Below are 16,158 nucleotides of genomic sequence, written 5' to 3'. Positions count from 1 at the left end.
CACCGCATTTTTTGGTGGTGACGACATTATCACACCAATATAACTATCAGGAGAACGATTAGCGAGTTCGATTTCATCTTCTTTTTCCAGTATTGCGATTTGTCTGTTGAATGAATCTTCAATCGAAGTTCGGTACTGCTCCATTAACTGTAAAATTACCCGCTTTTTAAACATTACTGGTTGATAATAATTAAATTGATTTTTCAATAACGGGTTGATCGTTTGGATCATGTTTTCTGCTCGTTGTTCATAGATTTTCGTTGCTTTATCTAAATCGTCAAAACCATCGATTAATTCTTCTGCTAAATTCACTTCTTCTGCGGTTAATGGTATTTCGTTAATCATATGCAGGTGCGATACCCGTTGCGAGTTGAGCTCTTCGGCGATACCGAAGGTGTCTTCTAATACGACCCCGCAAGAAATAGCCCTGTCACCTTTGTATAATCGGTTAACATGACTGGCAAATCGGTGTTTTTGCTCTGCAAAACTTTTAAATGGATGGGCCGATTTAAAATGCGCCAGACCTTGCTCTCCAAAACGAAACTCGAGCACTTTGCTTTTATCATTATCATCATGTTCATGACTATAACCAAAAATATCTTTAAACGGCACCGCTCGGTTACCGGTTGCCTCAGACGGTGAGTCTTTGAGTTTTTGTATATCAATTTTGGTAAAACGCGATAACACTTGGCTATCTTGTTCTTTGAGATAATCGTCGAGGGTCTTTTTGGGCCAAGGTTGTGAAGAATAAGCCACCCACGCTTGCGTAAAGCGCTTATCATCAAGATGAATAAACGAGGCTGGAATGGTGTGACAGGCATCTTTACACGCCTTTGATAATGGTCTTGGCTGGGTATGGGGCAGTTCGTGGGCGTCTTTTAAACGTAGTGCCCCATCAATGCATTCATATGCGTCAATTATTCGGCTCTCAATATCATCACCTTGTTGTTGCATCACATAGACATAACCGTTACGCAAAGTGCGAAATACATAGTCATAATATTCTAAGGGAGCTTCTGGCATGCGATGTTTAAAATCTAACGTTTTAGCATAATTTGCCAGTTCTTGATAAGTGCGGTTAACCTGTTTAATTTTATTGAATTTTGTTTTTATCACGGCTTGACGCAATAAAAAGACCGGTAATCCTGTTCGCTCACAGGCAGGGCAACGACCGGCGGCTTCGTTTTTATATTGTATCGCGATGTTGGCTATTTTTTGCATCTTACGCTCTTTAATGCTTGTCTTATTTGTTATTCATTAATAGAAAGTGATGGGCTTTCAAGGTTAATATGGGCGTCAATAACCTGTTTTGACAATGTGCTCGGCACTTTTTGCGCTTTGGCAATTTGTTCAAGCACGTTAGGATGCTGAGTAAAAGCAGTTTGGTACCTTAAGCCATTTAATCCCCAAAATAAGATATCGGTAGCCTCAGTTAAACCTAATTGATACGCTTGCTCAACCAGTTGCGTTGAGTGCAAAATGACTTGGTTATGGAATGGCAAATTTTTTTGCTCATCAAATTGCGTTCGATTATTTGCCCATGCCTTAACAAGGGTTCGAATCATTCTCAGTTTTTTTAAGCGCTGACAATACTGAGTACTCCAACGGTCTGGCGTTTCCAGTTCACTATCGGCCGTGAAACGAATAAACTGCCCAGCCTGAATGGACGGATAATAATAGTTTTCAATTTGAGCAAATTGCGATTTTAGCCATGCGGTGTCTTGGTCGGTAGCTACTTCGTGAAAAAATTGCATGCGAAACGGTTCAAAGAAAGGATAATAAGGCTGTTGCAATATTTTAGCGATGTTATTACCTATAGTTATCAGCTGTTTTGCCAATATCGCCGGTTTAAGGGGGCTAACAATATAAGCGCAAATATAACGCTTTGACCAAAAACATTCGATTTCAGCCTGTTTACCAATTTCATCCAGGATGGGACTGTCTAAAAACTCATGGGGCTCTGCCAGTTTAATCAGTGTCGGGCATATGCTTGGATCATAATCTAAATCGGTACGTAATACCTGAGTGAGTTTCTGTTCACCAAATAGTTTGTCTTCACCAAATTGATTCACTAATGAGTCGTGTGATAATGGGTTTATTGAATTAAGTGCCACTAAATTATCGACTAGTAAATAGCGATAGTTGTTAAAGTTATTTTGATTATTTAATTCAGTAATCATTTTCAATCCGTTTCTGCGCAGCGTTTTACATTCAGTTCACTTGATGTTAATTGAATGGTTCTGGTTTGGCTCGCCGGTCCCATCTTTTGCTGTACATTACATTTAAGATAGATATTATCCTGTGTACCCAGTTCAATGCCTTCACTGCTGATTTTGATATAAGAGCCACCACAAATGAGGGTAATGTTATCTTTGGCGGTAATGGTCACCTTGCCATCCACACTATCCACTTTGATATCTTGCTTGGCAGCCATGTTGAGGTTGGCATTTTGGGCTTGCAGGTCAATATCACCTTGGTTGGCAAACAGTTTCATGCCTGATTTTTGGGCAAATAAGCCAATAGCCTCGCCCGATGAAACAGTGACGTTGTTTAAAGCGTTAATATCAGTTTGATGTTCGCTGGTTAAGGTGAGGCTGTTAGCTGTTGTCAGTTGGATGTTTTCAGGGCTGGTTAAGGCAATGCCTTCTTGCGCATAGGCCAGTAGGCCACTTTGGGTTAGCTGAGTTAAGTTGGCTTTAAGTTGGTCTTGGCTGTCGGTATCTGCGCTGTGCGCCTCGGACTGGGTAGCGGCATTTTGTAGGGCTTTGGCAATGGATAAGGCATTTTCAATTTGGCTTATTGCCGCTTGCATATCGAGCTGTTTACCTTGCGCTTTGGGCTGGGTTTGCGTGGTTAGGTATAAGCCTTTGTTGGCGGCAATTGCGCCCCATTCATCAGTGCGCAGTTCAAAGCCTTCACCGCGGGGTTGTTTTTTTTCGTTAACTAAGTGACCGATATTAAGTTGGGTTTTGCCGTATTCGGTAGCCAGTTTAATATGCTCTTGCCCGCGTTTATCATCCATGCGCAGTTTGTTATTAGCCGGCGTGCGAATCACATTGCGGTGTTTGTTAATGGTGGTAACATGGTCGGGGTGAGCACTGTCATGCATCGCATGAGCGATATACGGCCTATCGGGATTGCCCTGCATAAAGGCGATGGCTACTTCAGTGCCGTCAATTAACGGGAAGTGAAAGCCATAGGTGTTACCCGCATACGGTTTGGCTAAGCGTACCCATAAGCTTTCCGTGCCATTTTTCCACTCTTTTAAATCAAAGTTAAATTTAACCCGATAGCGCCCTTGCGGGTCAATATAGCCATAGGTGTCATGATTAGGACTGGTGACACGGGCAGGTAAAGTGCCACTGACTTGTGGCCAGCGTATAGGCGCAGGGCGATAGGGTTTTAAGGCTTGATAGGGAATAGCGGTAAAGGTGAGTGCATAGGCATCAGTGCGGTTACCTTGCCCCTGTACCGTTAAAATGATGATACCGTCATTAATATCTGCCAGCGGGCTGCCGTTGAGGTTAATCCATTGGCCGGGAGCAAGGTTATAGTGATTACTCTTGCCTTTGAGAATAATTTGCTGGCTAATCGCCTGTTCATGGCGAATACGGGCATACCACTGACCGCTTTCAATCTGATTATCGTGAGTGTTATTGTCATTATCACGATTATCATTATTATCATCACCGTTATTATCGCCACGAGTTTGCGAGTTGTCTTGTCCGTGGCTATCTAAGCCTTTATAGTGCTCAGCATAACGATAGTCGCTGCCATAGGTGGTGCGGTCTTTGGGTTGGGTGTTAACTTCCCCCTGTAAATCAGCGAGGGCATCACGGTAGTGATAGTCTTGTACCTTGACTGAGGAGACCACCACTTCACTATGCAAGGTGATATCCCACACACTTTCAACGCCACTATCCGCCATGCCACTGGGCGGTTTATCGTCGATATCATCCACCTGCGCATAGCCTTGCTCATAATCACTTAGCACCATCACATCACAGTGGTGCTCAGCATGCGTTTCAAAGCGAAACCAGATACCGACATCAGCCAATAAGCGTTGAATAAATTCAAGGTCACTCTCTTGCCACTGCGTGATAAACTCCCGCTCAGGATAGCTCTCTTTTAACTCTAGACGGTAATCAATGCCCGTTAAACCATGACTGCGCAGCACTTCTTCAACTACACTCACCACGCTTTGCTGTTGAAATATGGCACTATGTTGCCCAATAGCCAGCCGTGCTAAACACGAAGATAATACCACCTGATAATGAGCTTCCTCTTTATTGACCGATAACTGACTAAACTCAGTAATCACCCCATGCAAGGTGCGTTTATCATTCACCGACGGTAAGTCACTTAATGATGAGATTGTTGACATTACGCTTTGATACGGTTGATGGATAACAGGATTAAAAGAGAATGTGGCTTTTTGATTAAGCACTGAATCAATGGATAACGCTTTGTCAGAGCTGGTAAAAGTAATCACATAACGCCAAGGCTGGTTTAACGACTCATTACCGTCAACATGCCAAACCGAAATCGGCGAGCGCAGCCCCTCAACAGTTAAGCTATAGCGATTATGGCTAACGCCCCCTAAACCCGCCATTAAATCGCTAAACCTTCACCCAGTTGCTCCAGAAGACGATTAAGTTCATTTGACATATTGTTCTCCTGTAAATTCTCTTTTACTTTTATCGTAGTGTATTTTCTACTTTTGGGTTGTACTATTTTAGGGGATAGGTACACTATTAATATCTATCATCGCATATTTCTGAGCGCTAGAATCGTATTGCTTGTCTAATATTGTTAATGTTTCTTTTATTGTTGCTGTGTATTGTTCTAGTGATGCATTATCCTTATTTCGCTTTAAGCTGTTGTCCACTAAGGTAAATGGCTTTTAGGCTGGCATTTTCTTTAATTTGCTTAAAATCAAACCAATCCCAACAACTCACTTTCTTCACACCTTCGCTTCTTCGCTCTTGGTTGATAACCAGCAATCAACCTTCTCCGTATGACCAGTTATTAAAAGCATTCCCTCTAATCCATTTAATTATTTCACCGTGCTTTTTACTACTATAACTCACCTTAAACCAGACATCAGAGCTGGACTCTTTATTCCAAAACACATCCAAAATTTTGACCAAATCGTTTTGCAATAAATACATATCTGAGAACCGACCATTGGTGGAATCATAAAAACTAATTTTTTCTTGCTGAATATAAGATTTGATACTAGGTTTTATGGTCGATTTATTTAATAGTGCTAATAAAGCCTTTTTACCATAAAAAGTAATGTTTCCTTTTGAATCAATGATATCTAATCCGATAAAACCTTTAGAACGTACTTTTGCCATACGTTGATAAATTTGTGACGTTTTAAAACGGTATTCTTTTTTCTTATTCGCCATAATAAGGGTATAATTATCATATGAGGCATAACGTCGATAAAAACTGATATCATCTATTTTACCGACAAACACATCAAATTCTTTATCAGCTAAAAATGTATTCGTTTTTTGGAAAATAGATATCATAGAACACGCTATATAAGTGAAAATCAGGAACTGAATTTTCAAGTTCACTGTCACCAAATCCATCTTTGATAATATGTTTATCGCCACAATAGGAGTATTTGACTTCCCGACCATTTCGAAAAAAATGGCTAATATACGAGCAGTTAATTATTAAATCATTATTTTTGATCGTAATAGGAAAATATCCTTCAGTTGGCACCGAGGACGGCATAATATAATAAAGAGCAGGTTTATTATTCCATGTATCAAATCGAATATTCCCCATATTCCTATTACATTTTTAAATAATCTATTGAAATTTTTGGCATGTACTTCTAATATGCCTTTTTTTAAATTGGTCCCTTTTTCAGCACTTTCATCATCACAAAGGTAATTTGTAAACTGATAAGATTTAGAATTAATACGAAACCAAGCCTCGTCTACAGATGTTTTATTTAAACAAGGCTCTTGAGCATAACAAATAACACTGGTTGTCACCATGGCTATTAATAGTGTTATTTTTTTCATAAAAATCTGATTCCTTATTACTATTTTTTATTGTAAGTTTTATTAATATATTTTTTTACTTCTGTTGCGGTTTTATATTTGAAAGAAGATATAGTCGAATCAGACATACCTTCCATTCCAGTTAACTCTCTATCATGATAAAGAGTCATATTTTTGACAAATTTATTCTCTTTATTATTTGATTTGTTATATGCATATACTTGATACAATTTTCCATATGTACCAACTCCACGACTATTTATTTCCCATGAAATAATAACAAAAACAGTTTTATCTTTTAGCACCTTATCAAAAAATACTGACTCAACTTGTGGCTCTCCGCCTTCTATTTCATAGTCGTCTATTATTTGAAATTTTTCTAATTTAAAATCATCTAGATATTTCAAAACAAAATCAACAGAACCATTATCTTTTCTAGTAAAAAATAATTCTCCATTTTTATACCAAGATATATTAAACGGCCCATGTATAATAGTAGCACCTTCTTCACTAAAGGCTAAAGATGAAAAAATTAACCCAAAAACAAGCCATAACACACCTATTTTTTTTAACATCTTTTTACTCCTCATCTAAACCAAGTAATCTAGCAAGCCGATTAAATCTTTGTTTCCTATCATTATATCCATTTTGACCACCATTAACGAGCTGAGTTACTTCTTGCACTGTTCCTGATTTAGCAAGGTCTTTTAATTTAACAAAATGATTTATATCGCGATTGGGTCTACCTGTTTTAGTAAACCAAAATACAAAGGCTGATTCAATTCCATATTGTGTTGAACTTATTAATAAATCAGGATTAGCAACAAAATCTTGAATATCATCGGGATTATTTTTGTTATGAACATTTGTAAAATTATTATAGGCATCTTTACCTGTTAATTGAATCATTCCTCTACCTTTATAACGATAACCATCCCCTGATGATTCATCACCATTTCCCATTCTATTTGCATAAACATAATTTGCCAAATTTTCAGGATTTCTTTCATAATAAGAAGTATTAGTCCATAATTTAGGCCTAAGCTGTCCTAAATCACAGCTATCTTTTAGTTGGTTATATTTCCCTCCCTTACAACCATATACTTGCTTCATTCTAGATGAGCTAAAATATAATTTTTCACTATCTGATTTAAATCCACTTTCATGCCCAATTTGTGAAAGGAAATGAGCTATTTCTTTAGATTCAACTAATCCATACACTAAAGCATATTGATTGAGATAAGGTAAAATTTCAGCGTAATAACTTTTTACCCCTGTTGGATGAGAGGCGATTAGCATTTCCATTGTTATCATTGAATCATTAGCAATAAATGCTCCCATCGCCACCGGATGAATAAACCACGCCTTGCCATCAGCGCTAAGCGTGGCTGGTGGGGTGGCGTCTGTTGGGGGAGTTGTGGTATCCGTTGTCTCGCCATTTTCTGGAGGCGTGTTTTTGGGTTGATTCAACTTAGCTAAGCCTTTAGCAACATCATCCCACCATAACATTTTCTTAATTTTCTCTTTGGTCTTTTCCCAAGCTGTTACTTGTTTTTCTAATGCTGCCATTTTGGCATAAGATTCAAACTGCGCTTTAGTCAACTTTTCCGATGGTGATTGTTGATAATCAGCAGGAAAACGGCTTATTTCTCGTCTTCGTGTTTCAAACCCTTTCGCTTCAGGGGAGTCCTTTGCTTTACCTACACGGCTTAAATATGCATCTAATTTTGCTTCGTCACCTGTTTGTAAATACGCTAATATATTTTTAGCATTTTCCGTCAGCTCGCTGTTTAACGCTTCCCATTTCGGCATTTTGCCTTCAGCATCAATTTCACTATACCATTCGCTTTCGTAATTGATTAATAAGCGACTTAATGCCGTAAATAGCATCGGTTTATCTGCAATACCTTTAAAACTTGCTTCTTTTATACTGGTATATATTTTTGTTTCAACAGGGTATTGCTTATCAAGAATAGATAATGTTTCTTTTATTGTTGGTTTATATTGCGATAATGAATGGTTGTCTTTATTACGTTTTAACGATTTGTCTGCGTCAAGGTAGATTTCTTTTAATGTGGACGTTTCTTTTATCTGCATAAAATCAAACCAATCCCAACAACTGACCCGCTTAGCACCTTCACCATTCACTAACACCCAACCACTTCTTTTTCGGTTTTTATCATCAAGTACATCGACTTTTAACCACACGTTACCTTGGGCATCTATTGCTCGATTGTCGCTTAGCGATAATTTTGCATCATTCATCTCGACCTGTAATGCTGTGCCCACAATCAGCGCACTACTGGGTATATTGCTCGCTTGTAAAGGATGCTTAGTCCAAGCCGCCATGTTTTCGGCTAAAGACAACTCCCCATTGGGTTTGGCTACTTTGGCAATAGCCGCTTCATTTTTTATCCATAATGTCTTTATCTCAGTTTCTGATGACTGTATTTCAATTTGTAACCAAGCCACCTTCACATCTTGACTCATTATATTGATTTTGGTCTTCGCATACGGTTTACCCACAGTCGTATCCGATGCAGCTTCTTTTTCCAGTAGTTTGACCTGTTTAGCTATACCCAAAAAGGCTTTATCTTCCTCTGGGGTTTTACTCGCTTCCGCTTGCGTTTGAGTAATATAACTTGGTAAATCTTCACAGGTGAAACATTCAACATGTAAATGAGGGCAGAATTCTTTATCTTTTGACCCTTCTGGCAAAGTGTCTATATCAATATACTTACCATCTTTATCGGTTTTTTTAGTAATACCTTTATTTTGGTTATGACCTATATGCCCCACTAAATCACCCGCTTTAATCCGATTCGTCAAAGCTCTTTAACAGGAACGCTAGCTTCTGCTTCTTTTTTAATATCAATACTATTTGTCATCTTTTTCATATTCCAATCCTCTTTTACTTTTATCGTAGAGAATTTTCTACTTTTTGGCTGTACTATTTTAGGAGATAGCTACACTTGCCTAACCAAATTTATATAAGAAAATGTTAAATTCTTCTTATTTATTGTTATAAGTTTTATCAAGATATTTTTTTACCTCATCTGCTGTTTTATATTCGAAATGAACTTCTTTCCATTCTAGTTGCCCTTCAACTCCCCAAAAATTATTATCAGCGAAATCTCTAGCAGATGCTATAATATGTTTTCTATTGTATTTATATGGATAAATAGTGTAATCATCAGTATTAATCCCGCCTCCTGTATGTGTTCCATGCCTTTTAATCATAACAAATAAGAATTTTTCTTCATTAATTTTATGAAAGAAAGTAGATATAACTTCCATATTAATTTGTTTTTCATTTTTTGAGGAATAAATAAGATCTGCACCTTCTACATAGTAACGATCAATAATTCTTTTATTATTTCCACATACTAATACAAAATTTATTGGGTAATCTAAATCAGTCGTTCGTTCAAAATAGAATTGTCCGTTATGACACCATGATAAGTTAAAAGGACCATGTTCAATACGATTTTTCGATTCTTTAGCTTGTATTGGAAAAATAATAAAAGATGTTAGGCTAATTAGTAATATAATAAACTTCTTCATAATTTATCTTTCCTGCTCTATTTCAATGATTGATGCAATCCTATTAAAACGTGTTTTCCGATCCTCATACCCATTTTGACCACCATTAATAATGTGTGTCACTTGTTGAACTGTGCCTATTTTTGCTAATTGTGACAAAAGAATATTTTGGTTGTTTATTTTTCCAATCTTAGTAGTCCAATAAACAAAAGCTGATTCAATAGCATATTGAATAGAACTTGTAAGTAAATCAGGATTAGTAATAACATCTTGAATATTGCCATGATTAAATTTTCAACTAGTAAGGTGTAACTAATGGCATATATTCATGTAATTCTCTAGCATGTTGATACATAATATCCATTAAACAATTTTCATCCTTACATAGCTCTCTTTTTTGAATAAATTTTCTTTGATTATTATAAATTTCTTCAAAATCTTTCTGATCATTATTGTAGTCATAATATTTTTTTATATTGTAGTAAATGTCATGAATACTTCTGTCCAATCCTGAAAGATAAATATTTTGACAGATCAGTTTTTCAGATGATTTTCTGGCTATTGAACAAGAAAAACTCGGTTCAATATTCTGATGTTTTATTCTCTTTATTTCTAAAATTGAATCATATGTATTTATTATTAAATACTCGTTAGCATTTTTTTCGAAAAGTGTCCACGTTCTATTGATATTAGGACAAAAAATATCTATCTGGTTTATTGATTGTTTTATATTGATGTCAAAAGATTTAGTTGTTAATATTTCATTATTATTTTTTGCCATTTTCCTATTCAGGATGTCGTCAAAATTGACAACAAATTTATTTATATTATAACTTAAACAAGTTTCTATCTGATCACCAGAATATATATTTGTTTTAATAACATTTTCTTTCCATTGAAATATTCTATTAAGATAAATTGGATCATCATAAGATACTTTTTTTGTGTACACAGTATCACTAATATATACTTTAGATACAACCCAATTATCATTTAAATTTGCTTTTATTGAGAATGAAAAAAGTAGAATAACTAGTATAAAAAAAATACGAAACATATTTTCTTCCTTAATAAATTTTAGTCGCATATATGCCTTTTTCAAATATTTCTCGTTCTTTTTCTCTTCTTTTTTTTAAACCATCTAAAACTTTACCTCCAGATTTATTGTACTGCTCTAAAACATCCATAGCTTCTTTCTTTTTACCTTCATTGATATATTTTGCTAAATTACTATCACTCTTAATTGATCCAATATTGTAGACAAAAGAAACTAAAGCATCATATTCATGTTGATTCAAATTAATTTTTATAGTTTTATCAACTCTATTTTCATAGTCGGGAATTATTTTTTTTAATAATAATTTTTCTTGTTCCTCTGTTAATGAGATAACATCTTTATTTTCAGTTATAAAAGAATTAATCTCTGTTTCTTTTTTTAAACCAGCAGCATTAGAAACTTTTTGAGCTATATCGGATGAAATACCTATATCTAAAAGATCATTCAAAATATTTTCTGAACTTCTTTCTTTCATATCATATCCAGGACCTAAAGTAATACCACTTCCTGTTCCCGGCCAGTGCAACTTATTAGAAACATTTTTTCGAGCTTCTGCTAAATAAATAAAATTCAATCCTGCTTGTGATGTTTTTAATTTATTATTAACTTTTTTATAAAACAAGATTATCATCGCTACAGGATGAATAAACCACGCCCTACCATCAGCGCTAAGCGTGGCCGGTGGGGTGGTATCTGCTGCGGTGGTTGGGGTATTCGTTGTCTCGCCATTTTCTGGGAGCGTGTCATTTTGTTGGTTTAGCTTGGCTAAGCCTTTAGCAACTTCATCCCACCACAACATCTTTTTTATCTTCTCTTTGGTCTTTTCCCAAGCTGTCACTTGCTTTTCTAACGCTTCCATTTTGGCATAAGATTCAAACTGCGCTTTAGTCAACTTTTCCGATGGTGATTGTTGATAATCAGCAGGAAAACGGCTTATTTCTCGTCTTAGTGTTTCAAACCCTTTCGCTTCAGGGGAGTCCTTTGCTTTACCTACACGGCTTAAATATGCATCTAATTTTGCTTCGTCACCTGTTTGTAAATACGCTAATATATTTTTAGCATTTTCCGTCAGCTCGCTGTTTAACGCTTCCCATTTCGGCATTTTGCCTTCAGCATCAATTTCACTATACCATTCGCTTTCGTAATTGATTAATAAGCGACTTAATGCCGTAAATAGCATCGGTTTATCTGCAATACCTTTAAAACTTGCTTCTTTTATACTGGTATATATTTTTGTTTCAACAGGGTATTGCTTATCAAGAATAGATAATGTTTCTTTTATTGTTGGTTTATATTGCGATAATGAATGGTTGTCTTTATTACGTTTTAACGATTTGTCTGCGTCAAGGTAGATTTCTTTTAATGTGGACGTTTCTTTTATCTGCATAAAATCAAACCAATCCCAACAACTGACCCGCTTAGCACCTTCACCATTCACTAACACCCAACCACTTCTTTTTCGGTTTTTATCATCAAGTACATCGACTTTTAACCACACGTTACCTTGGGCATCTATTGCTCGATTGTCGCTTAGCGATAATTTTGCATCATTCATCTCAACCCGTAATGCCGTGCCCACAATCAGTGTGCTATTGGGGATATTACTCGCTTGTAAAGGATGCTTAGTCCAAGCCGCCGTGTTTTCGGCTAAAGCCAAATCCCCATTGGGTTTGGCTATTTTGGCAATAGCCGCTTCATTTTTTATCCATAATGTCTTTATCTCAGTTTCTGATGACTGTATTTCAATTTGTAACCAAGCCACCTTCACATCTTGACTCATTATATTGATTTTGCTCTTTGCATACGGTTTACCCACTGTCGTATCCGATGCAGCTTCTTTTTCCAGTAGTTTGACCTGTTTAGCTATACCCAAAAAGGCTTTATCTTCCTCTGGGATTTTACTCGCTTCTGCTTGCGTTTGAGTAATATAACTTGGCAAGTCTTCACAGGTGAAACATTCAACATGTAAATGAGGACAAAATTCGCTATCATTTAAACTTTCACCTAATGGCAAGGTTTCAAGATTAGAATATTTGCTTTTGAGTATACCTTTATTTTGGTTATGACCAATATGACCCACTAAATCACCCGCTTTAATCGGAAAGGGCTTATCTAAAACCACCACTTCGTTGTATTTTTTCCCTCTGACTATATTTTCAAGGCAATCATACCAAACTTTTTTCTTTTCTGCCGGTAACGGTAGTGTGGGCTTTCCATCTCGAACCACTTCCATTAACTCAACATAACTTTTCGTTTCTTTCTCTCCTGATATTTTAACTTGTGTGCCCTCTGGTAGCATTGAGTAAAGTTTTTTATCGTTTTTATCCTTAAAGTCATTCCAGACTCTTAAACCTTTAGATTTTACTAAATTAGCGTTAAATTCTTTTTTTTCTTTCGCCAATGTTATATCCGTTTCACTACTCAATATTTCAAATTCTGATGTTGTTACTGCTTTGCCAGTATACACCCAACCTAAAATATCGACTCCTGTTTCTGTTTCATCAGATTTGCGAGGTTTTAATTCAGGAATTGAGGAATACCCCTCGGCAAAACTCGAAACAGCATACCATTCATATTTTTCATCATGCAAATCTAGATTTAAATTGACTTTTGTGCCTTTTTGTAACACTGCGCGTATATTTTTATTATTTGAATTATCGGGTGTTTCTCGAATATTTAACCCAGCTACGTAATCTAAGTCCTTATGCCCTACGCGAACACGATAAATATCCTGCTCCCAAAATGCGGGGGTTGGCTCTTTAGGATTTTTATCGTAATAGATTGTATCAGCTAAATGCATATACAAACTATAAAAATAAAGACGGTGTCCTGGTTGTTTTTCTTTTGCTGGCTCGGTCGTGTTGGGTGTTGTCTCTGACGTTGTTGCCGCTTCAGATGAAGAGGATGTGTCGGTCGCTGTCTCTGTATTTGTCTGAGGGGTTGTAGGGGGTGTAGGCGTTGTTGTATCGGTACTATTACTTGGTGATTGCGCCTGATTAGTATCCGCCGATGTCCCTTCTGTATTGGTGTTATTTTCGGTTGTATCACTTTCTGATACTGACGTTTCTTCTACACGCTCCATTTCAAGCAAGTGCCTAACCAGAACAAAACCCGTTGAGAAAAAAACAACTTCATCGCCTTTATCTATTTTTTGATAATGGTCATTAACCCGATAAGCTATAATCTCACCATCAGCAATACAATGCACTCTACGCTCATTTTCATTCCCCAACTTTTTAAGAGCATTTAAATCAAAATGAACACCACTATGTATAAGCTTGTTTACACTGACAGGATAAAACCCCGTTGATGCCGACATTAATGCTTCGTAATAAGCATTTGCGCTTAATTTCTCTTTTCCATCTATAATAACGGGATATTTCCATTTTTTTACCGCTGATAATGTCATTTTTTAGTTCCTTAACCTGAAAAATTAATATGGTCACTCTCTATTAATCGCCTAAGCGCGACATCAACATCACTTTTTGAGAATTTAAGTTTATTATCCTCTATACTTGCCGGTCCCATCTTCTGGAACACATTACACTTAAGATAGATATTATCCTGTGTGCCCAGTTCAATGCCTTCACTGCTGATTTTGATATAAGAACCACCACAAATAAGCGTGAGGTTGTCTTTGGCAGTAATGGTCACCTTGCCATCCACACTATCCACTTTGATATCTTGCTTGGCAGCCATATTGAGGTTGGCATTTTGGGCTTGCAGGTCAATATCACCTTGGTTGGCAAATAGTTTCATGCCTGATTTTTGCGCAAATAAGCCAATCGCTTCAGCCGATGCAAGGGTGACGTTGTTTAAAGCGTTGATGTCGGTTTGATGTTCGCTGGTTAAGGTGAGGCTGCTAGCTGTTGTCAGTTGAATATTTTCAGGGCTGGTTAGGGCGATGCCTTCTTGCGCATAGGCCAGTAGGCCACTTTGGGTTAGCTGAGTTAAGTTGGCTTTAAGTTGCGCTTGGCTGTCGGTATCGGCGCTGTGCGCCTCGGACTGGGTGGTGGCATTTTGTAGGGCTTTGGCAATGGAGAGGGCATTTTCAAGTTGGCTTATTGCCGCTTGCATATCCAGCTGTTTGCCTTGCGCTTTCGGCTGGGTTTGCGTGGTTAGGTATAAGCCTCTATTGGCGGCAATCGCCCCCCATTCGTCGGTGCGCAGTTCAAAGCCTTCACCGCGGGGTTGTTTTTTTTCGTTAACTAAGTGACCAATGTTAAGTTGAGTTTTGCCGTATTTGGTGGCCAGTTTAATATGCTCTTGCCCACGTTTATCATCCATGCGCAGTTTGTTATTAGCCGGCGTGCGAATCACATTGCGGTGTTTGTTAATGGTGGTGACAAGGTCGGGGTGAGCACTGTCATGCATCGCATGGGCGATATAAGGCCTATCGGGATTGCCCTGCATAAAGGCGATGGCCACTTCAGTGCCGTCAATTAACGGGAAGTGAAAGCCATAGGTATTGCCCGCATACGGTTTAGCTAAACGGACCCACAAGCTTTCCATGCCACTTTTCCACTCTTTTAAATCAAAGTTAAATTTAACCCGATAGCGTCCTTGGGTATCAATATAGCCATAAATGTCATTGTCGGGACTGGTGACCCTTGCCGGTAACGTACCACTGACTTGTGGCCAGCGTATAGGCGTAGGGCGATAGGGTTTTAAGGCTTGATAGGGCATGGCGGTAAAGGTAAGTGCATAGGCATCAGTGCGATTACCCTGTCCCTGCACACTTAAAATAATGATACCGTCATTAATATCTGCTAGCGAGCTGCCGTTGAGGTTAATCCATTGACCGGGGGCAAGGTGATAGCGGTTACTCTTACCTTTGAGGATAATTTTTTGGCTAATCGCCTGTTCATGGCGAATACGCGCATACCACTGACCGCTTTCAATCTGATTGTCGTGAGTGTTATTGTCATTATCACGATTATCATTATTATCATCATCACCGTTATTATCGCCACGAGTTTGCGAGTTGTCTTGTCCGTGGCTATCTAAGCCTTTATAGTGCTCAGCATAACGATAGTCGCTGCCATAGGTGGTGCGGTCTTTGGGTTGGGTGTTAACTTCCCCCTGTAAATCAGCGAGGGCATCACGGTAGTTATAGTCTTGTACCTTGACTGAGGAGACCACCACTTCACTATGCAAGGTGATATCCCACACACTTTCAACGCCACTATCCGCCATGCCACTGGGCGGTTTATCGTCGATATCATCCACCTGCGCATAGCCTTGCTCATAATCACTTAGCACCATCACATCACAGTGGTGCTCAGCATGCGTTTCAAAGCGAAACCAGATACCGACATCAGCCAATAAGCGTTGAATAAATTCAAGGTCACTCTCTTGCCACTGCGTGATAAACTCCCGCTCAGGATAGCTCTCTTTTAACTCTAGACGGTAATCAATGCCCGTTAAACCATGACTGCGCAGCACTTCTTCAACTACACTCACCACGCTTTGCTGTTGAAATATGGCACTATGTTGCCCCACAGCCAGCCGTGCTAAACACGAGGATAACAC

The 16,158-nt window shown here is 37.9% G+C and carries 12 protein-coding genes; all 12 read right to left on the bottom strand.

Going from position 1 to position 16,158, the window contains the following annotated elements; translation table 11 throughout:
• A partial coding sequence (locus A9G22_RS01650; protein ID WP_141669923.1) for a toxin VasX occupies positions 1-1,221 on the bottom strand: 1,221 nt, incomplete at its 3' end.
• 29 nt (positions 1,222-1,250) lie between these two features.
• The gene (locus A9G22_RS01645; protein WP_075508124.1) at positions 1,251-2,180 is read right to left on the bottom strand and encodes a hypothetical protein; all 930 of its coding nucleotides are present in this window, start codon (positions 2,178-2,180) and stop codon (positions 1,251-1,253) included.
• A gap of 2 nt (positions 2,181-2,182) precedes the next feature.
• A complete protein-coding gene (locus A9G22_RS01640) occupies positions 2,183-4,612 on the bottom strand; it encodes a type VI secretion system Vgr family protein (protein WP_075508235.1) in 2,430 nt (809 codons plus the stop codon).
• A gap of 250 nt (positions 4,613-4,862) precedes the next feature.
• On the bottom strand, positions 4,863-5,003 hold the full coding sequence (locus A9G22_RS11335; protein WP_176700210.1) for a hypothetical protein: 141 nt from the start codon (positions 5,001-5,003) through the stop codon (positions 4,863-4,865).
• On the bottom strand, positions 5,004-5,540 hold the full coding sequence (locus tag A9G22_RS01635; RefSeq protein WP_075508234.1) for a hypothetical protein: 537 nt from the start codon (positions 5,538-5,540) through the stop codon (positions 5,004-5,006).
• Between the two features lie 150 nt (positions 5,541-5,690).
• Positions 5,691-6,047 carry a hypothetical protein gene (locus tag A9G22_RS01630; protein ID WP_075508233.1) on the bottom strand — a complete coding sequence of 119 codons (357 nt, stop codon included), beginning with the start codon at positions 6,045-6,047 and terminating at the stop codon, positions 5,691-5,693.
• Positions 6,048-6,067: 20 nt separating this feature from the next.
• Positions 6,068-6,601 carry a hypothetical protein gene (locus A9G22_RS01625; protein WP_075508232.1) on the bottom strand — a complete coding sequence of 178 codons (534 nt, stop codon included), beginning with the start codon at positions 6,599-6,601 and terminating at the stop codon, positions 6,068-6,070.
• 4 nt (positions 6,602-6,605) lie between these two features.
• Positions 6,606-8,855 (bottom strand): glycoside hydrolase family 19 protein, encoded by a 2,250-nt coding sequence (locus A9G22_RS11505; protein ID WP_218058717.1) that lies wholly within the window; start codon positions 8,853-8,855, stop codon positions 6,606-6,608.
• Between the two features lie 183 nt (positions 8,856-9,038).
• A complete protein-coding gene (locus tag A9G22_RS01615) occupies positions 9,039-9,590 on the bottom strand; it encodes a hypothetical protein (RefSeq protein ID WP_065586505.1) in 552 nt (183 codons plus the stop codon).
• A 277-nt stretch (positions 9,591-9,867) separates the two neighbouring features.
• Positions 9,868-10,626: a hypothetical protein gene (locus A9G22_RS01610; RefSeq protein ID WP_141669939.1), complete on the bottom strand. Its 759-nt coding sequence runs from the start codon at positions 10,624-10,626 to the stop codon at positions 9,868-9,870.
• Positions 10,627-10,636: 10 nt separating this feature from the next.
• A complete protein-coding gene (locus A9G22_RS01605; protein ID WP_075508231.1) occupies positions 10,637-14,035 on the bottom strand; it encodes a glycoside hydrolase family protein in 3,399 nt (1,132 codons plus the stop codon).
• A gap of 11 nt (positions 14,036-14,046) precedes the next feature.
• Positions 14,047-16,158: DUF2345 domain-containing protein (locus tag A9G22_RS01600; RefSeq protein ID WP_141669938.1), on the bottom strand; the 2,112-nt coding region annotated here is incomplete at its 5' end.

This window comes from Gilliamella sp. App2-1 (assembly GCF_001690255.1).
In the GTDB taxonomy this organism is placed as follows: Bacteria; Pseudomonadota; Gammaproteobacteria; order Enterobacterales; family Orbaceae; genus Gilliamella; species Gilliamella apicola_G.
Note: the sequence above shows the minus strand (reverse complement) of the source record. Positions and strands in the feature narration are given on the sequence as shown.

Coding starts and splice junctions, on each gene's coding strand:
- A9G22_RS01610 (WP_141669939.1), bottom strand. CDS start 10,626: ATGTTTCGTATTTTTTTTATACTAGTTATTCTACTTTTTTCATTCTCA.
- A9G22_RS01605 (WP_075508231.1), bottom strand. CDS start 14,035: ATGACATTATCAGCGGTAAAAAAATGGAAATATCCCGTTATTATAGAT.
- A9G22_RS01645 (WP_075508124.1), bottom strand. CDS start 2,180: ATGATTACTGAATTAAATAATCAAAATAACTTTAACAACTATCGCTAT.
- A9G22_RS01630 (WP_075508233.1), bottom strand. CDS start 6,047: ATGAAAAAAATAACACTATTAATAGCCATGGTGACAACCAGTGTTATT.
- A9G22_RS01625 (WP_075508232.1), bottom strand. CDS start 6,601: ATGTTAAAAAAAATAGGTGTGTTATGGCTTGTTTTTGGGTTAATTTTT.
- A9G22_RS01635 (WP_075508234.1), bottom strand. CDS start 5,540: ATGATATCTATTTTCCAAAAAACGAATACATTTTTAGCTGATAAAGAA.
- A9G22_RS01640 (WP_075508235.1), bottom strand. CDS start 4,612: ATGGCGGGTTTAGGGGGCGTTAGCCATAATCGCTATAGCTTAACTGTT.
- A9G22_RS01615 (WP_065586505.1), bottom strand. CDS start 9,590: ATGAAGAAGTTTATTATATTACTAATTAGCCTAACATCTTTTATTATT.